Raw genomic sequence first — 24042 nt, forward strand, 5'->3', positions numbered from 1 at the left:
GTACAAGGGACTCGTACGCGCCGGGCACACACAGGCATCTCGACCAAGGGACTCGTACGCGCCGGGCACACACAGGCATCTCGACCAAGGGACTCGTACCCGGCGGGCGTCGGCCTCTTACAACTGGTCCCCCACGCTGGGGGATTCCGGCGGATGCTGCCCGCCGCCGTCCTTGCTGTCCTGCTCGCAGGTGCGTCCGTCGTAGGACTGGTCATTGGGGATCAGCAGCACTCCGGCGACCCGCTCGGGGTGCTCGACGGCGAGCCAGTCGTCGCCCGTGCGGGCATCGTCCGGCTCGGGCCACGCCCCGGACGAATACACCGTCATACACCCCAGCACCAGGCGGTCCTTGTCGACCGCGCACGCGTCCACCGCGGGGCCGGACCGCTCGTCGGCGCCGTCGAAGCGGTACTGGAAGCGGACCCGGTCGCCGTCGGAGGGCACCTGCGGGTGGGGCTCAAGGCGCCAGTCGACGACCTCGGCGGTGACGCCGAGAGGCTGCCCGGACGTGTCCAAGACCCGCACCCCGACCCCGGCCTCACCGCGCTCCGCCGTCGTGTCGGTGCAGTTCCAGAGGGAGGAGCAGCCGGACAGGGCGAGCATCGCCACGGCCAACGGGGCACCGGCACGCAGCCGTGCGGGGAACATGAAGCCGGCCTCCGGTCGGGGTGGGGCGGAGCGACGCATGCGGGACAAGCCGTCCGAAGGGCGACCAACGCCCGCGAAACCCATCGCGGGTTTTCCCCATCCCTCCACCGAGTTTCGGTCAACTCTCCCCAAACATCTGTCCCTTGCGCAAGGCTGGGCGGTCGTCCGGGACCGCATTCCGGACGCCTTCGGCCAGGACCGATCGATCCCGGCCGAACGTACGCTCAGGTTCGTTCCTTCACCTTCAAGGGATGCCGATGACCCAGACCCCCGAGAGCGAATCCATACCCGGCGCGAGACGCGTGGCCCGGATCGCCGTGGCCGCCGGACTCGTGGCCGCGCTCGCCGCCGCCGGGCCCATACCCGTGGCCCTCGCCGCCGACGCCCCGCCCGTCGCCGCGGACCCCGCGGTGAAGTCCGCCGACGACAAGCTCGGCTCGGCCGACGCCGAACTGCTCGCCGAGGCCAAGGCCGACGGCGAGAAGACCATCACCCTGATGGTCGCCACCGCGCCGGGCGCCACCGAGCAGGTCGCGGGCCAGCTCGACGCCGTCGACGGCGGACTGGTCGGCCAGACGTACGACCAGCTCGGCTATGTCCGGGCCACCGTCCCCACCGGCAAGGCGGACGCGGCCATCGCCGCCGCGGCCGAGCTGTCCTCCGTGCACGCGATCGACCTCGGCGAGGAGATCCCGCTGGAGGACCCGAGCCCCGACGCGGGTGCCACCGCCCCGGGCGCGACGGGCACCGCCGCCTACCCGGCGCCGGACGAGGACACCCCGGCGGAGAACCCGTACAACCCGTCCTTCGAGACCGGTGCCGTCGACTTCGTGGACGACAATCCGAAGGCGGACGGCCGCGGGGTCACCATCGGCATCCTGGACTCCGGGGTGGACCTCGCTCACCCGGCGCTCCAGCAGACCACCACCGGCGAGCGCAAGATCGTCGACTGGGTGACGGCCACCGACCCGGTGGTCGACGGCGACGGCACCTGGCGGCGGATGACCGCCTCGGTCAGCGGCACCGGCTTCACCGTCACCTCGCCGACCGGCACCCGGGAGACCTTCTCCACCCCGGCGGGCACCTACAAGTTCAACTACTTCTCCGAGTCCGCCACCAATGGCGGCGACATGGCCGGGGACCTCAACCGCGACGGCGACCGGACCGATGTCTGGGGCGTGCTGTACGACCCGGCCGCCGGGACCGTCCGGGTCGACCTGGACGACGATCTCGACTTCTCCGACGAGACCGCGCTGAAGCCGTACAAGGACGGCTTCCAGATCGGCTACTTCGGCACCGACAACCCGGCCACCGAGATCGCCGAGCGCATCCCGTTCGTCATCGAGATCCGCAAGGACGTCGTCTACAACGCGGACACCGGCGCCAAGGCCGACTACGTCAGCATCGGTGTCATCGAGGGCGCCCACGGCACCCACGTGGCCGGTATCACCGCCGCCAACGGCCTGTTCGGCGGCGAGATGAACGGTGCCGCGCCCGGCGCCCAGCTGGTCTCCTCGCGCGCCTGCACCTGGAGCGGCGGCTGCACCAACGTGGCGCTCACCGAGGGCATGATCGACCTCGTCGTCAACCGTGACGTGGACATCGTCAACATGTCCATCGGCGGCCTCCCGTCGCTCAACGACGGCAACAACGCCCGCGCCGAGCTGTACACCCGGCTGATCGACGAGTACGGCGTCCAGCTGGTGATCTCCGCGGGCAACGACGGCCCCGGCCTGAACACCATCAGCGACCCGGCCCTCGCCGACAAGGTGATCTCGGTCGGCGCCACCATCTCCAAGGAGACCTGGGCCGCCAACTACGGCTCCCAGGTGGCGAAGAAGAACGCGATGATGCCGTTCTCCTCGCGCGGCCCGCGTGAGGACGGCGGCTTCACGCCGACCCTGTCCGCGCCCGGCGCCGCCATCAACACCACCCAGACCTGGTCGCCCGGCGGCGCGGTCGCCGAGGCGGGCTACAGCCTGCCGCCCGGCTACTCCATGCTCCAGGGCACCTCGATGGCCTCCCCGCAGGCGACCGGCGCGGCGGCCCTGCTGCTGAGCGCGGCGAAGCAGCGCGGCATCGATCTGACGCCCGCGAAGCTGCGCACCGCCCTCACCTCCACCGCCGACCACATCAGCGGTGTGCAGGCGTACGAGGAGGGCGCGGGCCTGATCAACGTCGAGGACGCCTGGAAGTCGGTCCGCGACGGGGCGACCGCCCACACCTACACGGTCAAGGCACCGGTGGACACCGCGATCGACCAGTTCCTTGAGACCCCGGGCTACGGCACCGGTCTCTACGACCGCGAGGGCGGCCTCAAGGCCGGGCAGAAGAAGACGTACGAGATCACACTGACCCGTACCAGCGGCGCGAACACGGCGCTCAAGCACGAGCTGGACTTCGCGAACAACGCGGAGAGCACCTTCAAGATCGTCGGCTCCGACGAGGTGAAGCTGCCGCTGAACCAGCCGGTCACCGTCAAGGTGCAGGCCGCGCCGAAGTCGGCGGGCGTCAAGAGCGCGATCCTGGAGGTCGACGACCCGCGCACCGAGGGCGTCGATCAGCAGGTGCTCAGCACGGTCGTGGCCGCGCAGCCCGTGAACTACACCTTCTCCGCCTCCGGTTCGGTCCAGCGCAACAGCTCGACCTCCTACTTCGTCACCGTGCCCGAGGGCGCCGAGGCGCTGGAGGTGGCCATCAGCGGCCTGAAGGCCACGAGCCAGACGCGGTTCATCAGCATCCACCCGTACGGTGTCGCGCTGGACGAGACCTCCACGCCGTACTGCTACAACAACTACCTCGACGGCAACGGCTGCCGCCCCGACGCGCGCTCGTACAGCGATCCGCAGCCGGGCGTGTGGGAGATCGAGGTCGAGTCGCGCCGTACGTCGCCGCTGCTCAACAACCCGTTCAAGCTGGATGTCACCGTCCTGGGCGCGGACTTCGCGCCCGAGACCGTGACGCTGCCCGAGATCCAGGCCGGTACCCCGGCCCCGGTGTCCTGGACCGTGACCAACTCCAAGGCGCCGATCGACGGCAAGCTGGAGGGCGGTCCGCTCGGTTCGTCGCTGTCGGAGCGGCGGGAGATCGGGCACGGCGAGAGTGCCGAGTTCGAGGTCACCGTCCCGGCGGGGGCCACCCGGCTGGACGCGTCGATCGGCAATGTCTCGGACGCCGCCGCCGACCTCGACCTCTACCTCCTGGACGCGAACGGCAACGTCGTCGCCCAGGCGGCCGACGGTGACTCCGAGGAGGCCGTGTCCGTCACCGCCCCGGCGGCCGGCACGTACTCCGTGCTGATCGACGGGTACTCGGTGCCGGCCGGCAGCACCGCGTACGACTACCTCGACGTGTTCTTCTCCGCCGGGCTCGGCACGGTGAGCGTCGACGGGTCCGCGCCGGTGAAGCTCGGTACGGGTGCGTCGGCGCAGGTCTCCGCGAACGTCACCGCCGTGGCGCCCGCGCCCGCCGGGCGCGCGTTCTTCGGCGAGGTCAAGCTGGTCACCGCGCGCGGCACCACCGCGGGCGTGGGCAGCGTGGCGATCGGCGAGGTGACGCCGTAGCGGACCGCGTGACCGCACGGTGACCACGTAGTTCGTGGGACCGGGGCGGGCGTCCCCCTCGGGGGGGGCGCCCGCCCCTTCGCGTCGGGCGGTCACTCGCAGGGCAGGCCCTCGGCCCTGGGGAGGGTCTCGGTGATCAGGGCGCGCTCGGGGGCGATGTCCTGTTCGCCGACCACCCACAGATCGGGTGCGGTGGCACCGGTCCGGATGGCGATCAGGGCGTGGTCGCCCTGCTCCAGCCGGGGCTCGCTGTCCCGGCTCAGCGTGAAGGTGATCTGCGGCTCGCCCCGGGCCGGTTTGTGGTACCGGGTGATGTCCAGCGTGATCCGGTCCCCGCCGCCGCCCGGTTCGGGCTGTACGGCGGTGACCTCGCCCTCGACCACCAGCCGGGCGCAGGCGAGATAGCCGGGGCTGCCCAGGGCCGAGGACGCCTGGTTCTCGCCGCCGTCCTCGTCGCCCCCCGCGTCCTCGGCCGCCGCCTTGCCATTGCTGCCGCTGGCGGCGGAGTCGCTCGCGCCCGCACCCGCCTGCACCGCGATCCAGCCGAGCCCGGCCAGCAGGACGGCGGCGCATACGGCGGCCAGCCCGCCCAGGACAAGGGCGAAGGGGCGGCGGCGGGGGCGGGGGCGGAGGGGGGCGGGCCGTGGCTCGGGGCGCGGCTCCGGCTGCGGCTGCGGGTCGGTGAGGGCCGTCGCGATGTGCCCCAACTGTTCGCGCAGGACAGTGACATCGGCGCTCGCCGCGCGGTACTCGGCCATGAAGGCGGCGTCGGCGCGGGCCTCGTCGGGCAGCGGATCGTCCATCAGCACGGCCAGCAGCGGGTCCAGGGCGTCGTAGGCACCGGCGAAGCCGTCCCGGCCGCCGGAGCCGTCCCGGCCGCCGGAGCCGTCCCGGCCGCCGGAGCCGTCCGGGCCGTCGTAGCCGTCGGGTTCGACGGACACGTCACACCACCTCGTCCTCGTGCAGCCGGGCGCGCAGGGCCCGGACCGCGGTGTGCAGCCTGCTCTTGACCGTGCCCTCGGGGATGCCCAGTTGCTCGGCTATCCCGCGCACCGGCAGGTCGGCGTAGAACCGCAGGACCAGCACCTGACGCTGGGCGTCGGGCAGTTCGTCCAGCCCCCGGGCGACGGCGAGGGAGAGCACACGGGAGTCCTCGGCCGAGGGGAGCACCGGTTCGTGCAGCGCGGCGAGGCGCTCCCCGAGGCGCTCCTGGCGGCGCTTGGCGCGATGCCAGTCCATGGCGAGGTTGGAGGCGACCACCGCCGCCCAGGCGGAGATGTCCCGGGGCGCCTCCAGTCCGCCGGCCGCCCGCTCCAGCAGCCGCAGGCGGACCTGCTGCACCCCGTCCGGCAGGTCCGCCTGCGGCACCCCGCCCAGCGCGAGCACCGCTCGCACCCGGCGTTCCTGGGCCGCGTCCAGCGGGTCGTCCGCCGAGCGGTCCGCCCCCCGGCCGCGGCGCGCCATTCTGCGCAGCACAGCCACCCCTCTCCTCGCCGCGTTTCCTCTACGACGCCGGAGCGGGCGGAAACGTTCGGGCGGATCCGGGGGAACTTTCCGGCCCTGTCCGGACGGTGTCGCTCCGCTTCGTCTGGCTGTCTCCCTCCGCCCGGCCGACTGTCTCACTCCGCCCGATCCCGCTGTCTCCCTCCACGTGATCCCACCCTCTCCACCATCGCATCCGACCATCGACTTCACGCCGCCTCCACTGTCACCATGTGTCCCATGACGTACCTCTCCAAAGGCGCCAACGCTCCCGTCCCCACGGCTCCCTTGCGGGTCGCGGTCGGTCGCGCCGACGTTCCGGGCACACCCGCCGTGGACGCCTCCGCCCTGCTGCTCGACGCGGCCGGGCGGGTGCGGGGCGACGCCGACCTGGTGTTCCACAACCAGCCCCGGCACCCGTCGGGCGCGGTCCGGCACGCGGGCCTCGGACAGGGCGCCGGGCAGTCCGCCGAGTGGCTCGAACTCGACCTCCCGAACGTGGAGGCGGCCGTACAGCGCGTGGTGATCGCCGGTTCCTGCGACGGCGGGACCTTCGGGCAGGTGCCGGGGCTGTACGTGCAGACGGTCGCGCCCGACGGCACGGTGGCCGCGCACTACGCGGTGACGGACGCGGCCGAGGAGACGGCCTTCGTGCTGGGCGAGTTCTACCGGCGGGACGGGGCGTGGAAGTTCCGGGCGGTGGGACAGGGGTACGCGTCGGGGCTGGCGGGACTGGCGACGGACTTCGGGGTGGAGGTGGCGGGGGCGGCGCCTGTGGTGGCAGGGGTTGCTGTGGCAGCACCGGCTCCCTTGGCACCAGTTCCCCTGGCACCGGCTCCCTCGGCACCGGCTCCCCTGGCCCCCGCCCCCGCAGCACCGGCCCCCGTACCCGCCGGGCCCGTCCTCAACACCGCCGTCTCCAAGACCTCGGGCCCACCGCCCGCCCAGCCCCTCGTGCCCACCGTGCCCACCGTGCCCACCACGGGCGCCTCCCCCCTCGGCCCCGACTTCACCCCCTACGTCCGTAGCGGCAAGGGCAATGACGTGGTCACCGTGGAGGTGCCGTTGCCACGCGGGCCGGTGATCGTGGAGGCGCGGGTCGAGGGCGAGAGCTGGCTGTGCGTCGAGACCCTGGACCGGGACAACAAGGAGGACAAGCTCGTCTTCAACGCCACCGTGCGTGATCTGCACGGCCGCGCGCTGGTCCAGCCGCCCGCCGACCGGCCGCTGCGACTGCGGGTGAAGTACAGCGGCGAGTGGACCCTCTCCGTCCTGCCGCTCGCCGCCGCCCGCCCGCTGGGCACCCGGACCCTTCACGGGCGCGGCCCCGATGTCCTCCTCTACACCGGCACCTCGGGCGATGTGCGGGCCCGGTTCGACGGGGGCGCCGACCGTGACGCGTGGTTCCTGATCACCGGCCACCGGATCGAGCACCTCGACGACCTCGAACGCAACGATCTGCTGGTCAACGACACCGGCAAGCTCAAGGAGACCTTCCCGGTCCCCGACGGCCCGCATGTGCTCGTCGTCGAGCGCGGTGACGGCGACTGGCGGCTCGAACCACGCCCGCTGCCGGTCCGCGATCCCGCGAAGGGCCGCAGGACCGGTGTCTACCAGGGCCGGGGCGAGAAGACGATCACGCTGGTCAATCCCCGGCCCGGCCGCCCGGCGCTGCTGCGCTACGACTTCCCCGGCGCCGAGCGCGGCTACGACCTGGAGATGTTCAGGATCGACGAGTACGGCGACGAGACCGGGTGGCTGAACGGCCGCAACAACGGGATCCGCGGTACGGCGACGGTCTTCGCCAAGGGTCAGGCCGAGATCGGCCTGCGGATCAAGCACAAGGGCGAGTGGACCCTGGAGGTGCTGCCCGAGGAGGACGCGCCGCTGTTCACCGGCCCGGTCGAGGGACAGGGCACCTCGGTGCTGCGCTACCAGGGGCCACCGGCGCTGATGTCCCTGAGCCAGCTCTCGTACCAGCAGGACCGGTATCTGGCCGCGCACGCCGTGAACCATCCGTTCGGGAACACCGCGATCATCGCCGATCTCCAGGGCAGACGGCGGCCCGCGCTGGGCCCGGTCTGGGTGGATCCGGGCGGCACCTGCTTCCTGCTGGTCGTCGCCGCCGACCACACCAAATGGCGGCTGGAGCCGCAGCCGCTCAAGGCGGCGACCCCGCTCGGGCGGCGCACCCAGGGCGTCGGCTATGGAGTCGTACATCACACCGGGCCGGACACGGAGATCTCCTTCGTCTGCACCAGCGGCATCCACCATCTCTTCCAGCTGGACGAAAACCTGTTCCCCCGGCACAAAGTCACCGGATCTTCCGATCCGCACCGCATATCGGAAGGAATCCTCCAGGTCCGGGCGCTCGGCGAGTGGACGATCGAGCTGCGGGGCTGACCGGGGCGGGGCGGAGTGAACCGTCCGGTGCGCGGGCAATCGATTGGACACACCGGCCGGGGTCCCGCGCATGATGGAGGTGCCCCGGGCCCCGTCGCCCCCCGGGCACGCACACAGTCACACGCGGTCACACGCGGTCACACAGTCACGTAAGGGAGTCGTCGTGAGGGTCGGAATCGTCGGAGCCACCGGTCAGGTCGGCACGGTCATGCGCAGGATTCTCGCGGAGCGCGAGTTCCCGGCCGAGGAGCTGCGCCTGTTCGCCTCGGCCCGCTCGGCGGGGACGGTCCTCGACGGGGTGACGGTGGAGGACGCGGCCACGGCCGACTACACGGGCCTGGACATCGTGCTGTTCTCGGCGGGCGGCTCGACCTCCCGGGCGCTGGCCGAGAAGGTCGCCGCGCAGGGCGCCGTGGTGATCGACAACTCCTCGGCGTGGCGGCGCGACCCCGAGGTGCCGCTGGTGGTGTCCGAGGTGAACCCGCACGCCGTCGCGCACCGCCCCAAGGGCATCATCGCCAACCCGAACTGCACGACGATGGCCGCGATGCCGGTCCTCAAGCCGCTGGCCGCCGAGGCGGGCCTTGAGGCGCTGGTCGTCGCCACCTACCAGGCGGTCTCCGGTTCCGGTGTGGCCGGGGTGGACGAGCTGTTCGAGCAGATCAAGAAGGTCGGCGACGACGCGCCCAAGCTGGCCCACGACGGTTCGGCGGCCGAGTTCCCGGCGCCGAACAAGTACGTGGCGCCGATCGCGTACAACGTGCTGCCGCTGGCGGGCTCGATCGTGGACGACGGTCTGAACGAGACCGACGAGGAGCAGAAGCTGCGCCACGAGTCCCGCAAGATCCTGGAGATCCCGGGTCTGAAGGTCTCCGGCACCTGTGTACGGGTCCCGGTGTTCTCCGGTCACTCCCTCCAGATCAACGCCCGTTTCGCCCGCCCGATCTCCCCGCAGCGCGCGGCCGAGCTGCTGGCCGATGCCCCGGGTGTGGTCCTCACCGAGGTCCCGACCCCGCTCCAGGCGGCCGGTCAGGACCCGTCGTACGTCGGCCGCATCCGCCGCGACGAGACGGTGGAGAACGGCCTGGCGCTGTTCGTCTCCAACGACAACCTCCGCAAGGGCGCCGCGCTGAACGCGTTGCAGATCGCGGAGCTGGTGGCGCGGGAGCTGACCGCCGCCCGGCAGGGCTGACGGCAGCACCCACGGCAACGCCGGCAGCGGGCGGTAGGGCAGCCAACGCAGGCGGTACGGCGGGGGCGGTCACCCGGGTCACCCGGTGGCCGCCTTTTCCGTGCCCCCCGCCGCAGCCGTCCCCCCGGCCGCTCCCCCGGCCCGGGCCGCCCGCCCCGCCCACGCCACCGCCGGGAGCGCCAGCAGCGCCGCCGTGCCGCCCAGCAGCAGCACGCCGGACGGGTCCGGGCCGTCCACCACCCGGCCGCCGCCGAACGCGCCCAGCGCTATGGCGGTGTTGAACACCCCGGCGAACAGCCCCGACGCCGCTTCCCGGGCGTGGGGCGCGGCGGCCGTAAGCCAGTGCTGGGCGGAGACCGAGACACCGCCGTACGCCAGCCCCCAGACCATCAGCAGGGCGGCGGACCCGGCGGCCGTGCCGTCGGCCGGGACCAGCAGGACGACGGTGATGCCGATGACGGCGGCGAGCAGCAGCAGGGCCCGGCTCGGGGCGCGGGCGGCCGGCGTGCCGACGGCGAAGTTCCCGGCGACGCCCGCGAGCCCGTAGCAGAGCAGCAGCACGCTGATCTCCCCGGCGCCGGTACCGGGGATCCGCTCCAGCACCGGGCGGATGTAGGTGTACGCGGCGAAGTGGCCGGTGATCAGCAGCGCGACGGCGAGCATCCCGCGCCGGATCGCGGGGGCGCGCAGCAGCGCGGCGACGGTGGCGAACCGTATCGGGCGTTCGGCGGGCAGCGGCGGCAGGGCGCGGGCCAGCAGCGCGGCCACGGCGACGGCGAGCACGGCCAGCGCGGCGAACGCCCACCGCCAGCCCGCCAGGGCGCCCAGGAAGGTGCCCGCGGGCACCCCGAGCACGGACGCCAGCGCGATCCCGCTGAAGATGACGGCGGTGGCCCGGCCGACCGCGGCGGACGGCACGATCCGTACGGCGAGCCCGGCGGCCACCGCCCACACCCCGCCGATGCAGATCCCGACCAGCGCGCGGGCGATCAGCAGGACGGTGAAGTTCCAGGCGAGCGCGCACAGCAGATCGGCGGCGGCGAGCAGGAGCAGCAGCGCGCACAGTACGGTCCGCCGGTCCGCGCGGCGCACGGCGACCGGCAGCAGCGGGGCGGCGAGCGCGGCGATGAGTCCGGGCAGGGTGAGGGCCAGACCGGCGGTCCCGGCGGACACCCCCAGGTCGGTGCCGAGCGAGGTGAGCAGTCCGACGGGCAGCATCTCGGCGGTGACCACCGAGAAGGTGGCGGCGGCGAGGGCGAGGACGGCGGCCCAGGGGTGGGCGGCGCGGGGGGTGGCGGCGGGTTCCGGGGCGGTGGCCGCGGGAGTCGTGGACGACATGCCTCCACGATTCGGCGTGATCGCGCCGGGAACAACGGAGATTTCCCCCTCCTTGCCCACGCGGGGCGCATCGGCCGGCCCGGGGAGGGGTGCGGGTGAAGGGGAGGGACGTGGGTGAACGGGAGTGTTCCGTGGTGCGGCCCGCCCGCGGTACCCGCACCCCCTACCGGATATCGGTACCGCGCCCTGTGGCCGTACCACCCGCTACGGCGGGCGTACCACCCCCGCTACCCCGCTACGGCCGCCGTACCTCGTACAGGAAGCATCCGTACTCCACCGCCCGCACATGGACGAGCGCCACCTCCGGGTCCTCGAAAGCCTCCTCGAACGCCGCCGGGAAGGCGCCCTCGCGGTCGGGGGCGACCAGGTGGCCGCCGAGGATGCGTCCGGCGGCGGAGTAGCGCCGCACGACCCGGTGGGAGTTGGTGAACGCCGCTGGGCCGTCCCGGTCGGGTCCCGCGCAGTCCTCGGCGTGGATGAACACCGGTCCCTGTTCGTCGTAGGCGCCGGGGTGGGCGCCGGTGCCCGCGGCCCAGCGGCGCAGCGGGGCGTACGCGACCAGGGCGATCAGCTCGCCGGGGCGGCTGCGGCGCAGACAGCAGCGCAGCGGGGCGCCGCCCTGCTCGTCGCGGACGGGGGTCAGGGGGCGTCCGGCGTCGTCGGCCGCGCGCAGTTCCTTCAGCACGATGGGCTCGATCGGGCGGGCCGTGAAGGTGGTCGTCATGCCCCCAGCGTCGCCCTGCCGCGACCTGGTTACCGGCGGGTTTTGGACATCGCGTTCGGCGCGGGTGACATGGAAGGATGACGCGAACGACACAAAACGAGGAAACGAGGAGATGACCGCGTGCCTGGCACAAATCTGACTCGCGAAGAGGCGCAGCAGCGCGCGAAGCTGCTGACCGTCGGCTCTTACGAGATCGATCTCGACCTTTCCGGCGCGCAGGACGGGGGTTCCGCGGCCTCCGGGGAGTCCGGGAGCGGGGGCGGCACCTACCGGTCGGTCACCACCGTGCGCTTCGACGTCGCCGAGGCCGGGGCGGAGTCCTTCATCGACCTGGTGGCCCCGGTGGTCCACGAGGTCACGCTGAACGGCGAGGCGCTCGACGCGGACGAGGTCTTCAAGGACTCGCGGATCGCGCTGGCGGGGCTGCACGCGGGCCCGAACGTGCTGCGGGTGGTCGCGGACTGCGCGTACACCAACACCGGCGAGGGGCTGCACCGCTTCGTCGACCCGGTGGACAACCAGGCGTACCTGTACACCCAGTTCGAGGTGCCGGACGCCCGCCGGGTGTTCGCGTCCTTCGAGCAGCCGGACCTGAAGGCGACTTTCCAGTTCACCGTGAAGGCGCCGAGCGGCTGGACCGTCATCTCCAACTCGCCGACGCCCGAGCCGCAGGACGACGTCTGGGTCTTCGAGCCGACGCCGCGGATCTCGTCGTACATCACCGCGCTGATCGTCGGCCCGTACCACTCCGTGCACAGCGTGTACGAGAAGGACGGGCAGTCGGTGCCGCTGGGCATCTACTGCCGGCCGTCGCTGGCCGAGCACCTGGACTCGGACGCGATCTTCGAGGTCACCCGGCAGGGCTTCGACTGGTTCCAGGAGAAGTTCGACTACGCGTACCCGTTCAAGAAGTACGACCAGCTGTTCGTGCCGGAGTTCAACGCGGGCGCGATGGAGAACGCGGGCGCGGTGACCATCCGCGACCAGTACGTGTTCCGGTCGAAGGTGACGGACGCGGCGTACGAGATGCGTGCCGAGACGATCCTGCACGAGCTGGCCCACATGTGGTTCGGCGACCTGGTCACCATGGAGTGGTGGAACGACCTGTGGCTGAACGAGTCGTTCGCCACGTACACCTCCATCGCCTGCCAGGCGTACGCGCCCGGCTCGCGCTGGCCGCACGCGTGGACGTCGTTCGCGAACTCCATGAAGACCTGGGCGTACCGGCAGGACCAGCTGCCCTCCACGCATCCGATCATGGCCGAGATCGGTGACCTGGACGACGTCCTGGTCAACTTCGACGGCATCACCTACGCCAAGGGCGCCTCGGTGCTCAAGCAGCTGGTGGCGTACGTCGGTATGGAGGCGTTCTTCAGCGGCGTCCAGGCGTACTTCAAGCGTCACGCGTACGGCAACACCCGGCTGTCGGACCTGCTGGGCGCGCTGGAGGAGACCTCGGGGCGTGACTTGAGCACCTGGTCGAAGCTGTGGCTCCAGACCGCCGGGATCAACGTCCTGCGCCCGGCGATCGAGACGGACGCGGACGGGGTGATCACCTCCTTCGCGGTGCGCCAGGAGGCCCCGGCGCTCCCGGCCGGCGCCAAGGGCGAGCCGGTGCTGCGCCCGCACCGGATCGCGGTCGGCCTGTACGACCGGGACGAGGCGAGCGGCAAGCTGGTGCGCGTGGAGCGCGTCGAGCTGGATGTCGACGGCGAGCTGACGGCCGTACCGGAGCTGACCGGCAAGCGGCGCCCGGCCGTGATCCTGCTCAACGACGACGACCTGTCGTACGCCAAGGTCCGCCTGGACGAGCAGTCGCTGGCGTACGTCACCGAGCACCTGGGCGACTTCGCGGACTCGCTGCCGCGCGCGCTGTCCTGGGCGTCGGCGTGGGACATGACCCGGGACGCCGAGCTGGCCGCCCGCGACTATCTGTCGCTGGTGCTGTCCGGGATCGGCAAGGAGTCCGACATCGGGGTGGTGCAGTCGCTCCAGCGGCAGGTGAAGCTGGCGATCGACCTGTACGCCGACCCGGCCGCGCGCGAGGCGCTGCTGACCCGCTGGACCGACGCCACGCTCGCCCATCTGCGGGCGGCCGGGGCGGGCGGGGACCACCAGCTGGCCTGGGCGCGGGCGTTCGCGGGCACCGCGCGCACCCCGGAGCAGCTGGATCTGCTGGAGGCCCTGCTGGAGGGCACCCGGACGATCGAGGGGCTGGCGGTGGACACCGAGCTGCGCTGGGCGTTCGTGCAGCGGCTCGCGGCGGTCGGGCGCTACCAGGAGACGGAGATCGCCGGCGAGTACCAGCGGGACCGTACCGCCGCCGGTGAGCGCCACGCGGCCATCGCGCGCGCCGCGCGTCCCACGCCGGAGGCCAAGGCGGAGGCGTGGGCGTCGGTCGTGGAGTCCGACAAGCTCCCGAACGCGGTGCAGGAGGCGGTGATCGTCGGCTTCGTGCAGACCGACCAGCGCGAGCTGCTGGCGCCGTACACCGAGAAGTACTTCGAGGCGCTCAAGGGGGTGTGGGACTCCCGCTCCCACGAGATGGCCCAGCAGATCGCCGTCGGCCTCTACCCCGCGGTGCAGGTCGCCCAGGCCACCCTGGACACCACGGACACCTGGCTGGCGCACGCCGAGCCGAACGCCGCGCTGCGGCGGCTGGTGTCGGAGTCCCGGGCGGGCGTGGAACGGGCGCTGCGGGCACAGGCGGCGGACGGAGCGGCGGGGCGGTAGCCGACCGGGACCGATCAGGGCAGGAGAGGGGGTGACCGATCGGTCACCCCCTTTCCTGTGCTCTCCCTGCGTCGGACAGGTGTCTGTCTGTCTACGTTGGACAGGTGTCTGTCTACGTTGGACAGGTGCCGGCACGCTGGACAGGAAAGTTTCCTATTTGATGGTCAGGGGGCCGGTGTGCACAGGCGCCGGGCGATGTCCGTCATCGTGTGTACGTGGAGGCCCGTCTGGGTTGGGATCGGGATCCAGTGGGGGGTGTAGGTCTTGTCCAGTTCCTGGCACCATTCGCGGACCAGGTCGGTGAGGGCGTCTGCGGTGGTGGGGGCGGTGGGGAGCAGGGCGCGGCGCATCATGGCGGCGGCGCGCAGGGGGATGCGGCGGGCGGCGATGCCGAGGGTGGCGAAGTGGCCGCGGGAGCCGGTGCGTTCCTCGGCGGTCCAGGTGGCGGCGACGGACGGGGCGACCTCGGCCAGTTCGAGGGCGGCGTCGCGCAGCGGGGCCAGTTCGGCGGGGACGCGGGTCGCGGCGCGGGCGGCGAGTACGGCGGTCAGCTCACGGGTGCGGCCCACCAGCAGTTCCCCGATGCGCTCGACCTCGCGGTGCGGGTCGGCGGCGGGGCGGGCGTCGGCGACGGCGGGCACGGCCCAGGCCGGTGCCTCGACGAGGGTGGTCAGGGTGCCGTAGCGGCGCGGGTAGAGCCAGGTGCTCTCGGCGGTGAAGCCGCTCGGGTCGCGCTCGCCGCCGTCCCGGTCGCCGGGGCGGATCAGGATGCCGGGGCGGTCGGGCAGCCAGTCGGGGCCGTCGCACGGGTGGTCGTCCAGCGGGACGCCGAGCCGGGCGGCCGTGGCGCGGAAGGCGCGGGCGGCGCCGGGCACCTGGCGGGTCATCATGGCGAAGGCGCCGCCGAACTCGATGCCGTGCAGGGTGAACTGGGCCACCGGCCGCAGTTCGTCCAGGAGCCTGACCAGGGTCGCCGACTCCGGCATCGGCGTCCGGTCCCCGCCCGGCGCGGGCAGCGACTCGGGCTGGCGGGCGAACGCGGGCCGGTAGAACCGCAGATGGCACTCCTGGAGCGAGGGCGCGGGCTCCTCGGGGACCCAGCCGTGCGCGAGCCGGGCGCCGTCGGGGTCGAGACAGAGCAGGAAGTGCCAGGTGCAGCCGAGCCGGTCGAGGGTGCGCGGACGGCGGGCGAGGATCCCGGCGAGCCGCAGCGCGGAGGCGCCGCCGACGGGTTCGTTGGCATGCGCGCCGGCCACGGTGAGGATGTGCCGCTCACCATGGCCGGCCGACAGCAGCCACAACGGGCGCCCGGCGCGGCTCTCGCCGACGGCCCGCAGCCGTAGGGTGCCGGGCGCCGCGAGGGCCAGCGCGCGGGCCCGCCGCTCCAGTTCACCGACGGCCGGGTAACCCGGATGGCACGTTGTCCGCACGCTGGTACCCCGCTCAGGCGCCTTGGGAGTTGCTGTCTCCGGTGGTCTCCTTCTTGTCCAGCGGGCGAATCACGATCTTCTCGGCCATGCGGCTCTCCTCCCGTTCAACTCGCCAACCTCGCAAGGGATTTGACTGAATTGAAGCCCCCTCGGGGAGCTTCTTGCCAACTGTCGTGCGGGTGAACAAGAGTGTCAAGGGTGTGGATTGGAGTCGGATGTCGCAGTTGGAGGCGTACTTGGTCGTCGGCACGGTGTGGCCGCATCCGACGGTCGGATGTGTTGAACGTTCCTTTGCCCGCCCTCGCTGTTCATCGGTCCGTGGCGGATTTCCTATGGAGGTGACCGCGTGACCGCGGAGGTGTCGTCCCTGCGCCGGCCCCGGGTCAAGCCCGAGCACCGGGCGTACCGGACCGTCGACGGCCATGTGCGCATCGGCAGCGTCGTGTACGGCATCGGCGCGGAGATCGCCGATCCACAGGGCTGGGTGTGGCTGCTGGTCGAGGCGATGGACGGCTCCCGGGATCCGGCTGCGGTCATCGCGTGCGTACGGGCCGGGCATCCGGCGGTGGCCGCCACGGACGTACGGCAGGCGATGGCCGATCTGCTGGCGGCCGGTTTCGTGGAGGACGCGGCGGCGCCCGTGCCCGTGCCGGACCGGGAACGGGAGCGCTACAGCCGGGGTGTGCCCCTGCTGCGCTGGATGGATCTGGGCCCGCGCGCCAGCGCCTGGGAGGCGCAGTTGCTGCTGCGCCGGGCGCGCGTCCTGCTCCTGGGCGTCGGCGGCACCGGCGGCTACGCGGCCCAGTCCCTGGTGGCGTCCGGCGTCGGCCATCTGCACTGCGTCGACCCGGACGTGGTCGAACTGTCCAACCTCAACCGCCAGCCCCTCTACCGCGAGTCCGACATCGGCCACCCCAAGATCGACGCTGCCCTGCGGACCCTGCGCGCCCTGAACTCGGACGTGACGGTCACCGGGGAGCGCAGGGAGGCGCGGGGGGTGGGGGATCTGGCGGAGCTGGTGAGCGGGGGGAGGCGGACCGGGGGTGGCTCCCCCGCCGATGACTCCCCCGCCGATGGCGCCTCCACCGATGGCGCCTCCGCGACCGGCGACCTCCCTCCCACCCGCCCCGTCTACGACCTCCTCGTCCTCGCCGCCGACCGCCCGCTGGATCTGCGGCGCTGGGTGAACCGGGTGTGTCTGGCCGCCGGGCTGCCATGGGTGGACGCCGGGTACCGGGGGCCGCTGGTGACGGCGGGGGTGTACGTACCGGGGAGCGGGGCCTGCTGGGAGTGTCTGCGGGCCGGGGAGGCCGACCGGCGGGAGTTGCGGCTGGCGCCGGGGCAGGACGAGGACGTGGCCTCGCCCCGGCTGCCGTGGAACCCGGCGAGCGCGGTGACGGCCGGGCTGTCCGGCGGACTGCTCGCGCACGCGGCGCTGTCGCTGCTGACCGGGGTGCCCGCGCTGGAGCCGGGGGTCCGCTTCGGGGTGAACCTGATGGTGCCCGGGGACCGGGTGCTGCAACGCTTTCCGCGCCGCACCGACTGCCCGGCCTGCGGCGACGCACCACGGTGAGCCGGGTACGGCTGCATGAGCTGGCGGCCCGCCCGGACGGCACGGAGTGGATCGTCGGCCGCCCGGCCACCGGCACGTTCGTGGCCGTCCCGGAGGCCGGGAAGCGGGCACTCGATCTGCTGGGCGAGGGGCTGAGCACCGGGGAGGCGGCGCGGCGTCTTGAGGAGGAGACCGGGCACGACCTGGATGTGGCGGACTTCGTGGACGCGCTGGTGGAGCTGGGGTTCGTGGCGGAGGTCGACGGCCGCGCGGTGCCGTTGCCGGACCCGCCGAAACCGACGCTGGCCCGGATCCGGCCGGCGCATGTCCGCTGGACGCTGAGCCCGCTGCTGCCGGTGCTGATCGTCCTGCTGATCATCACCGCGCTGATCGCCCGCCCGGAGGGGGTCGCCCTCTCCTACCGGACCCTGCTGTGGAGCGAGCACGGCAGCCTGGTCCTGGCGTTCGGCGCGGCGAGCGGCTGGGCGCTGCTGCTCCTGCACGAGCTGGCCCATCTGGTGACCGCGCGGGCGACCGGGGTACCGGCCCGGATGCGGCTGGGCACCCGGTTGCAGTTCCTGGTGATGCAGACCGACATCAGCGGCATCGAACTGGCGCCCGGACGGCACCGTATGACCGCCTATCTCGCGGGCATCGCGGTCAATCTGGCCGCCGCGTCGGCCGCCGCGCTGGCCGCGGGGGCGGCGGAGGGCACCGCGCGGCGGATGCTGGCCGCGCTCACCGTGCTGGCGCTGCTGCCGCTGCCGTTCCAGCTGATGGTGTTCATGCGGACGGACCTGTACTTCGTCCTCCAGGACCTCACCCGCTGCCGCGATCTGTACGGCGACGGCCGCGCGTACGCCCGTTACGCGGCGCGGCGGCTGCTGGCCCGTCCCGGGGCCGACCCGAGCCGTACGCTGCCCGCCCACGAGCGGCGCGCGGTACGTCTGTACAGCGTGGTCCTCGTCCTGGGCACGGCCCTGTGTCTCGCCTTCCTGGCGGCGGTGACCCTGCCCGCCGACATCGCCCTGCTGACCCGGGCCGCGAGGACCCTGACGGCCGGCGACAGTCCCCTCGGCGCGCGTCTGGACGCGGCGGTCGTACTGATCACGCTGGGCGGGATCCATGTGCTGTGGGCCCGGACGTGGTGGCGGAGACGGCGGGAGAGAAGGCGGGGGTGAGGGCGCGCGGGCGCGTTGTTGGGCGAGGGCGCTTCCGGCGGGGGGCGCTTCCGGCGAGGGCCGGAAGGTCAGACGCCGGCCTTCGTCGTCGGCTTGCCGGACGGGGCGTGGACGCGGTGCTCCGGGGCGGAGCGGTCCAGGACCATCACCAGGCCGGCGATGATGCCGAACAGCGCGAGCGGGGCGAACACGAACCAGCCCAGCGTCTCGATGACGCTCAGGCCCTGGCCGGGGTCGTCACCGTCGTCGCGGGTCAGCGCGAGCGCGGGGGACGACATGAGCAGCATCATCAGCGTCGTGCCGGCCGCCAGGGTGCCGGCGCGCAGGGCGTTCTTCTTGTCCACGGGGCCCAACGTACCCAACGCCGGGTCCCGACGCGCGTCCGGGGTGCCGTAAAGGACGGGCCTCAGGGGGTATGGGGTCGGGCACCCGGTCAGGCACCCGGTACGTGACCCCGCATCACACGTGACCCCGCATCACCCCCAGCAGCCCGTGCAGCCGTCCCGACGCCGCCAGGTCCTCCAGGCTCACCGGCTTCCCGTCGGCGTCGGCGATGGGCAGCCGCCAGTTCGGGTACTGGTCCCAGGTGCCGGGGAGGTTCTGGGGGCGGCGGTCGCCGACCGTGTCGGGGAGCCAGACGCCGGTCAGCCGGGCGGGGGTGCGCAGCAGGAAGCGGTGGACGGCCTGGATCCGGGCCTCCTCCTCGGCCGGGCCATGGCCGCCGCCGGCGGCGTCGAGGAGCCCGAGACGGGCCAGCAGGCCGAGCCACTCGCCGGTGTCGGCGGCGGCCTCGGCGCGCTCGACGGACAGCGGGCGGGTGAGCAGGCCGAGCCGGTCGCGGAGTTCGACGTGGTCGCCGGCCAGCCGGGACGCCGTAGGGGGGAGGTCATGGGTGGTGGCGGTGGCCAGGCAGTCCGCGCGCCAGCGGTCCGGCGGCAGCGGGCGGCCGTCGCCCTCCCAGTCCCGCTCGAACCACAGCACCGACGTCCCCAGCACCCCCCTCTCACGCAGCGCCTCCCGCACCCCCGGCTCGACGGTCCCCAGATCCTCCCCGATCACCACCGCCCCGGCCCGGGACGCCTCCAGCACCAGTACGGCGAGCATGGCCTCGGCGTCGTAACGGACGTACGTGCCCTCCGTGGGCGGCAGCCCCTGCGGCACCCACCAGAGCCGGAACAGGCCCATGACGTGGTCGATGCGCAGGGCGCCGGCGTAGCGGAACAGGCCGCGCAGCAGTTCCCGGAAGGGCGCGTAGCCGGACGCGGCGAGGCGGTCGGGGCGCCAGGGCGGCAGGCCCCAGTCCTGGCCCCGGGCGTTGAACGCGTCGGGCGGGGCGCCGGCCGACATCCCGGCGGCGAAGTACTCCTGCTGCGCCCAGGCGTCGGCGCCCTGCGGGTGGACGCCCACGGCGAGGTCGTGCACGATCCCGAGCGGCATCCCGGCCTCGCGGGCGGTGCGCTGGGCGGCGGTGAGCTGGCTGTCGGTGAGCCAGGCCAGCCGGCAGTGCAGATCGACCCGGTCCATCAGCTCGGCGCGGGCGCGCGCGGTCTGCGGTGAGCGCGGGTCGCGCAGCCGCTCGGGCCAGCTGTGCCAGTCCGGGCCGTGCACCTCGGCGAGCGCGTTCCAGGTGGCGTGGTCCTCCAGGGCCCGCCCCTGGGCGGCGAGGAAGTCGCAGTAGGCGGCCCGGCGGCCGGGTCCCGGCTCGACGGCGGCCAGCACCTCCAGCGCGGCCCGCTTCAGCTCCCACACCGCGTCCCGGTCGATCAGCGCGCCCTTGTCCAGCACGGCCTCGCGCAGCCGCCCGCCGCGCTCCCGCAGCTCACGCACCCGGTCGTCGGCGTACGCGTACTCCGGCACGTCCTCGATCCGCAGATGCACCGGATCGGGGAACCGACGGGAGGAGGGGCGGTAGGGGGACGGGTCGGTGGGGTGGCCGGGCACGCCCGCGTGCAGCGGGTTGACCTGGAGGAATCCGGCGCCGAGCGAGCGTCCGGCCCAGTCGGCGAGTTCCGCCAGATCGCCCAGGTCGCCCATGCCCCAGGAGCGCCGGGAGAGCAGCGAGTAGAGCTGGACGAGCAGGCCGTACGAGCGTCCCGGCGGCGTGGGCAGACGGGGCGGCGCGACGATCAGATGGGCCTCGGCGGTGCGGCCGTCGGGGGCGGTGGCGGTCAGCCGGTGGACGCCGGGCGGGAGGCCGGCAGCGGAGGCGCGGGGCTCGCCCTGCTCGGTCACGACCTGTACCCGGGTGCCGGCGGGCAGCGTGTCCAGTGCCGCCGGGGCGGCCTCGCCCCAGCCGACGACCGTCGGCGGCAGCAGCCGTTCCCCGAGCGCGCGGCGACGGTCGGCGAGGGCCGCGCGGACGGCCCGCGGGGTGCCGGTGTCCACGCCGAGGGCGGCGAGGGCCCGGGTGATCGCGGTGGCGGTGGCGGCGACCGTGCGGTCCGGGGCGGGGCGGTAGGAGGTGGCGACGCCGTGGAGTGCGGCGAGGTGGATCAGGTCCTCGTCCGGGGTTCCGGCCGGCCGGGGTGCGTTCATCTACGGCCTCGTGGTGTCGGCGTCCGGGGCGGCGAGCGGCGGCTCACTGGTGAGGGGTTCGGCGTCGGGCAGCGGGGGTTCGCTGGTCAGCGGGGTCTGCGCGCAGGCGGTCTCGGCGCTGAACGCGCAGGACGGTCCGTCGCCGGGGCCCAGGCCGGGCGGGTCGTCCGGGCGTTCGGAGAGCGCCGAGAGGAGGAGGTGTGCCGATGCGGCCACGGAGGGGCTCCTTGTTCGGGATACGGCGGGCTGGTCTTCGTAGCGTGCGGGTCTTCCCAGCGTGCGGGTGATCGGTACAGGTACGGATACGGGACTACAGGACTACGGGACTACGGGACTACGGGACTACGGGACTACGGAACTGCATACGGAATCAGCCCTACCCAGCGGCGGCGGACGCAGACGTATTTCCTGCCGGGAGCGGTCGGGTGTGCGAATTTCACGGTGACTATGTACTCGGTACATACACTCAGTACATACTGCTGCCCATGAGCACCCGCCACATCCTGCTCGGCCTGCTAGCCGCGGGGCCCCGGCATGGCTACGACCTCAAGCGGCGGCACGACGAGCGTTTCCCGCAGGCCCGCCCGCTGGCCTACGGGCAGGTGTACCAAACCCTCCAGCGCCTGGTCCGGGACGGTCTCGCGGAGGTCGACGGCACGGAAGCCGACGGCGGCCCCGAGCGCACCCGGTACCGCGCCACCGAGGACGGCCGGCGCGAGCTGGAGCACTGGGCGGCCGAGATCGCGCCGCCCGCGCCGTTCGTCGCCAACGAGATCTTCGCCAAGGTCGTCGTCTCGATCCTCGTCTCCGGCGACCCGGCCGCGTATCTGCGCGAGCAGCGCGCGGCGCACCTGGCCCGGATGCGGGAGCTGACGGCCGTGAAGACCGCCCCGGACGCCGGACTGCCCACGGTCCTGTCGGCCGACTACGCCCTGACCCACCTGGACGCCGATCTGCGCTGGATGACCACCACCGCGGCCCGGCTGACGTCCCTGACCGCGGAGGTAGACCCCGCATGAGTACGACTGTTTCGGCCGCGCCGGTCCTGGCCGCGCGCGGGCTGGTCAAGGCGCACGGACCCACCCGTGCGCTGCGCGGCGCCTCGGTGGAGCTGGGGGCGGGCGAGATCCTCGCCGTCACCGGCGCGAGCGGCAGCGGCAAATCCACGCTGCTGCACTGTCTGGCCGGGATCGTCCGGCCGGACGAGGGGGAGGTGACGTACGGCGGTGAGCGCGTCGACCGGCTGCCGGAGCCGCGGCTGAGCGAGCTGCGGCGCACGGAGTTCGGGGTGGTGTTCCAGTTCGGGCAGCTGATCCCGGAGCTGACCGCCCTGGACAATGTGGCGCTGCCGCTGCTGCTGGCCGGACAGGGCCGGGCGCGGGCCCGGCGGGCGGCGGACGAGTGGCTGGAGCGGTTCGGGGTGCGGGGGCAGGGGGAACTGCGGCCCGGTGAGCTGAGCGGCGGACAGGCGCAGCGGGTGGCGATGGCGCGGGCGCTGGTGACCGGCCCGGCGGTGGTGTTCGCGGACGAGCCGACCGGCGCGCTGGACTCGCTCGCCGGGGAGCGGACGATGACGGCCCTGGTGCACACGGTCCGCGAGACGGGCAGCGCGGTCGTGCTGATCACGCACGACGCGCGCGTGGCGGCGTACGCGGACCGCGAGATCGCGCTGCACGACGGCGCGGTCGTGGCCGGGCACACGGCGGTGACCCGATGAGGGCGGCGACGGCTGTACGGGCGGATCTGCGGCTGGCGTGGACGTTGCTGCGGGGTTCCGACCGGCGGGAGTGGTGGCGGATCACGCTCACCGGGATCGGCGCGGCGCTGGCGACCGGCTTCGCGCTGGCGGCGGTGACACTGGCCTCGCTGAAGGGGCAGTACGACATCGGCGTGGCGCACGGCCTGCTGGATCAGCCCGGCGAGCGGGCGGGGGTGGTGCTCGCGCTGGTGCTGCTGCTGATCCCGGTGCTGGGGTTCCTCGGGCAGTGCGCGCGGATCGGGGCGGTGCACCGCGACCGGCGGCTGGCCGGGCTGCGGCTGGCGGGCGGCTCACCGTGGCAGGTACGGCGGATCGCGGGGTACGAGACGGGGCTCGCGTGTCTCGCAGGCTCGGCGGTGGCGACGGTGTTCTCGGTGCTGCTGCTGATGACCCGCTGGCAGCACCCGGCGGCCACGGCCTGGCTCGGGATCGCGCTGGTGGCGGTGGCCGTGCCGGTGGTGGGGGCGCTGGTGAGCGTGCTGGCGCTGCGCCGGGTGCTGGCCTCGCCGCTGGGCTGGGTCCGCCGGGTGCGGGCCCCGCACGGGCGGGCCTCGGGGCTCGTGGTGGCGGGGGCCGTGGTGGGGGTGCCGGTGGCGCTGGTGGCGGGCACGGTGTGGGCCGACCCGCGCAACCCGTTTCCGCTGGCGTCGGCGGGGGTGTGGTTCGCCGTGCTGTTCACCGGGGCGGGCGCGGTCGGGCTGTCGGGCGTCTCGGCGCTGCTCACCGGGCGCCGGCTGGCGGCGCGGACCGGGCGCGCGGAGGTGCTGATCGCGGCGGAGCGGCTGCGGGCCGACCCGTGGGCGGCGGCCCGCACGCATGCGGCGGTGCTGCTGGTGACGGTGCTGGGGACGGGGTTCGTGGGGGTGCGGGCCGCGCTGCTGACGGAGCTGCGGTCGACCGAGTACATCGCCGCGCCCCTCGCCTTCTACGAGGCGGGGCTGGATCTGACCGCCGCCGGGATCGCCGTGGGCCTGCTGATCACGCTGGGCGCGCTGGCCGTGGGCGCCGCCGAGTCCCTCGCCACCCGGCGCCGGGGGCTGGCCGCGCAGTCCGCCGCCGGGGTGCCGCGTGCGGTGCTGGGCCGCGCCCTGCTCCTGGAGACCGCGCTCCCACTGGCCCCGGCCGTGCTGCTGGCCGGGGCGGGCGGACTGGCCATCGGCCTCTGGTACAGCGCCCTGACGGGCCCCGGCTGGTCCGTCCCCTGGCTGTCCCTGCTGGTCCCGGCCGGGGTGTACGCGACATGCCTGCTGGCCGCAGCGACGTCCTTGCCGCTGCTGGGGCGGGCGGTGGGGGTGGGGGAGCTGCGGTATGGGTGAGGGTGGGGTGGGGGTGTGTGGGTGCGGGTCCCGGCTTCGGGGGTGGGGGTGCGGGGGTGCGGGCCGCGGCTTCGGCGGCGGGGGTGCGGGCCCCGGCTTCGGCGGCGGGGGTGCGGGGGTGCGGGCCCCCGCTTCGGCGGCGGGGGTACGTGGGCGCAGGCCCCCGGCTTCGGCGGCGGGGGTACT

At 73.6% G+C, this 24042-nt stretch carries 18 protein-coding genes; 9 read left to right on the plus strand and 9 right to left on the minus strand.

The annotated features are described in order from the left end of the window. Positions 1–117: 117 nt before the first annotated feature. Positions 118–648: a hypothetical protein gene (locus ACFRFC_RS02140; RefSeq protein ID WP_382689249.1), complete on the minus strand. Its 531-nt coding sequence runs from the start codon at positions 646–648 to the stop codon at positions 118–120. 257 nt (positions 649–905) lie between these two features. On the opposite strand from ACFRFC_RS02140, the gene ACFRFC_RS02145 reads away from it, so the two are divergent. Next, positions 906–4211, plus strand: coding sequence for a S8 family serine peptidase (locus ACFRFC_RS02145; RefSeq protein WP_382689252.1), 3306 nt, complete (start codon positions 906–908; stop codon positions 4209–4211). A gap of 92 nt (positions 4212–4303) precedes the next feature. On the opposite strand, the gene ACFRFC_RS02150 is transcribed toward ACFRFC_RS02145, so the two are convergent. Together ACFRFC_RS02150 and ACFRFC_RS02155 are read right to left on the minus strand one after the other, a co-directional pair. Next, on the minus strand, positions 4304–5152 hold the full coding sequence (locus tag ACFRFC_RS02150; protein WP_382689255.1) for a hypothetical protein: 849 nt from the start codon (positions 5150–5152) through the stop codon (positions 4304–4306). Position 5153: 1 nt separating this feature from the next. After that, a complete protein-coding gene (locus tag ACFRFC_RS02155; protein ID WP_382689258.1) occupies positions 5154–5687 on the minus strand; it encodes an RNA polymerase sigma factor in 534 nt (177 codons plus the stop codon). 246 nt (positions 5688–5933) lie between these two features. On the opposite strand from ACFRFC_RS02155, the gene ACFRFC_RS02160 reads away from it, so the two are divergent. Next, positions 5934–8096, plus strand: coding sequence for a TerD family protein (locus ACFRFC_RS02160; protein ID WP_382689261.1), 2163 nt, complete (start codon positions 5934–5936; stop codon positions 8094–8096). Between the two features lie 163 nt (positions 8097–8259). Continuing rightward, positions 8260–9288 carry an aspartate-semialdehyde dehydrogenase gene (locus ACFRFC_RS02165; protein ID WP_382689263.1) on the plus strand — a complete coding sequence of 343 codons (1029 nt, stop codon included), beginning with the start codon at positions 8260–8262 and terminating at the stop codon, positions 9286–9288. 78 nt (positions 9289–9366) lie between these two features. Here the strand turns inward: ACFRFC_RS02165 and ACFRFC_RS02170 are convergent, their stop codons facing one another. Both ACFRFC_RS02170 and ACFRFC_RS02175 read right to left on the minus strand, forming a co-directional pair. Then, a complete protein-coding gene (locus tag ACFRFC_RS02170) occupies positions 9367–10626 on the minus strand; it encodes an MFS transporter (RefSeq protein WP_382689266.1) in 1260 nt (419 codons plus the stop codon). Between the two features lie 235 nt (positions 10627–10861). Beyond that, entirely contained in the window at positions 10862–11350 is a 489-nt protein-coding gene (locus tag ACFRFC_RS02175; RefSeq protein WP_382689269.1) for a DUF1203 domain-containing protein, read from the minus strand. A gap of 120 nt (positions 11351–11470) precedes the next feature. Here ACFRFC_RS02175 and pepN point away from each other — a divergent pair, with 120 nt between their 5' ends. Next, positions 11471–14083: an aminopeptidase N gene (gene pepN, locus ACFRFC_RS02180; protein WP_382689272.1), complete on the plus strand. Its 2613-nt coding sequence runs from the start codon at positions 11471–11473 to the stop codon at positions 14081–14083. A 164-nt stretch (positions 14084–14247) separates the two neighbouring features. Here the strand turns inward: pepN and ACFRFC_RS02185 are convergent, their stop codons facing one another. Continuing rightward, positions 14248–15513 carry a M14 family zinc carboxypeptidase gene (locus tag ACFRFC_RS02185; RefSeq protein WP_382689275.1) on the minus strand — a complete coding sequence of 422 codons (1266 nt, stop codon included), beginning with the start codon at positions 15511–15513 and terminating at the stop codon, positions 14248–14250. 346 nt (positions 15514–15859) lie between these two features. Between ACFRFC_RS02185 and ACFRFC_RS02190 the strand changes: the two genes are divergently transcribed. Continuing rightward, positions 15860–17086 carry a HesA/MoeB/ThiF family protein gene (locus tag ACFRFC_RS02190; protein ID WP_382689278.1) on the plus strand — a complete coding sequence of 409 codons (1227 nt, stop codon included), beginning with the start codon at positions 15860–15862 and terminating at the stop codon, positions 17084–17086. After that, complete coding sequence (locus tag ACFRFC_RS02195; RefSeq protein WP_382689281.1) at positions 17083–18246, plus strand: hypothetical protein; 1164 nt, start codon at positions 17083–17085, stop codon at positions 18244–18246. Before ACFRFC_RS02190 ends, ACFRFC_RS02195 begins: the two co-directional genes overlap by 4 nt. A 68-nt stretch (positions 18247–18314) precedes the next feature. Here ACFRFC_RS02195 and ACFRFC_RS02200 read toward each other — a convergent pair whose 3' ends face one another. From ACFRFC_RS02200 to ACFRFC_RS02210, 3 genes are all read right to left on the minus strand, one after another. After that, entirely contained in the window at positions 18315–18590 is a 276-nt protein-coding gene (locus tag ACFRFC_RS02200) for a hypothetical protein (protein ID WP_382689283.1), read from the minus strand. Positions 18591–18705: 115 nt separating this feature from the next. Further along, positions 18706–20781, minus strand: a complete 2076-nt coding sequence (gene malQ, locus ACFRFC_RS02205; protein WP_382689286.1) for a 4-alpha-glucanotransferase — start codon at positions 20779–20781, stop codon at positions 18706–18708. Next, a complete protein-coding gene (locus tag ACFRFC_RS02210; RefSeq protein ID WP_382689288.1) occupies positions 20782–20997 on the minus strand; it encodes a hypothetical protein in 216 nt (71 codons plus the stop codon). A 269-nt stretch (positions 20998–21266) separates the two neighbouring features. Here ACFRFC_RS02210 and ACFRFC_RS02215 point away from each other — a divergent pair, with 269 nt between their 5' ends. From ACFRFC_RS02215 to ACFRFC_RS02225, 3 genes are read left to right on the plus strand one after another with little or no spacing between them, the layout of a single operon-like run. Then, positions 21267–21800 carry a PadR family transcriptional regulator gene (locus ACFRFC_RS02215; RefSeq protein WP_382689290.1) on the plus strand — a complete coding sequence of 178 codons (534 nt, stop codon included), beginning with the start codon at positions 21267–21269 and terminating at the stop codon, positions 21798–21800. Next, positions 21797–22498, plus strand: coding sequence for an ABC transporter ATP-binding protein (locus tag ACFRFC_RS02220; protein ID WP_382689292.1), 702 nt, complete (start codon positions 21797–21799; stop codon positions 22496–22498). Before ACFRFC_RS02215 ends, ACFRFC_RS02220 begins: the two co-directional genes overlap by 4 nt. Continuing rightward, a complete protein-coding gene (locus tag ACFRFC_RS02225) occupies positions 22495–23856 on the plus strand; it encodes an FtsX-like permease family protein (RefSeq protein ID WP_382689294.1) in 1362 nt (453 codons plus the stop codon). The genes ACFRFC_RS02220 and ACFRFC_RS02225 overlap by 4 nt, the downstream gene beginning before the upstream one ends. Positions 23857–24042 lie beyond the last annotated feature (186 nt).

It is taken from the genome of Streptomyces sp. NPDC056734 (assembly GCF_042790455.1).
Classification (GTDB): Bacteria; Actinomycetota; Actinomycetes; order Streptomycetales; family Streptomycetaceae; genus Streptomyces.

Bases quoted from the DNA above. Each gene is read 5' to 3' on its own strand.
- ACFRFC_RS02170 (WP_382689266.1), bottom strand. From the start codon at position 10,626: ATGTCGTCCACGACTCCCGCGGCCACCGCCCCGGAACCCGCCGCCACC.
- malQ (WP_382689286.1), bottom strand. From the start codon at position 20,781: ATGAACGCACCCCGGCCGGCCGGAACCCCGGACGAGGACCTGATCCAC.
- ACFRFC_RS02225 (WP_382689294.1), top strand. From the start codon at position 22,495: ATGAGGGCGGCGACGGCTGTACGGGCGGATCTGCGGCTGGCGTGGACG.
- ACFRFC_RS02160 (WP_382689261.1), top strand. From the start codon at position 5,934: ATGACGTACCTCTCCAAAGGCGCCAACGCTCCCGTCCCCACGGCTCCC.
- ACFRFC_RS02215 (WP_382689290.1), top strand. From the start codon at position 21,267: ATGAGCACCCGCCACATCCTGCTCGGCCTGCTAGCCGCGGGGCCCCGG.
- ACFRFC_RS02140 (WP_382689249.1), bottom strand. From the start codon at position 648: ATGTTCCCCGCACGGCTGCGTGCCGGTGCCCCGTTGGCCGTGGCGATG.
- ACFRFC_RS02220 (WP_382689292.1), top strand. From the start codon at position 21,797: ATGAGTACGACTGTTTCGGCCGCGCCGGTCCTGGCCGCGCGCGGGCTG.
- ACFRFC_RS02145 (WP_382689252.1), top strand. From the start codon at position 906: ATGACCCAGACCCCCGAGAGCGAATCCATACCCGGCGCGAGACGCGTG.
- ACFRFC_RS02175 (WP_382689269.1), bottom strand. From the start codon at position 11,350: ATGACGACCACCTTCACGGCCCGCCCGATCGAGCCCATCGTGCTGAAG.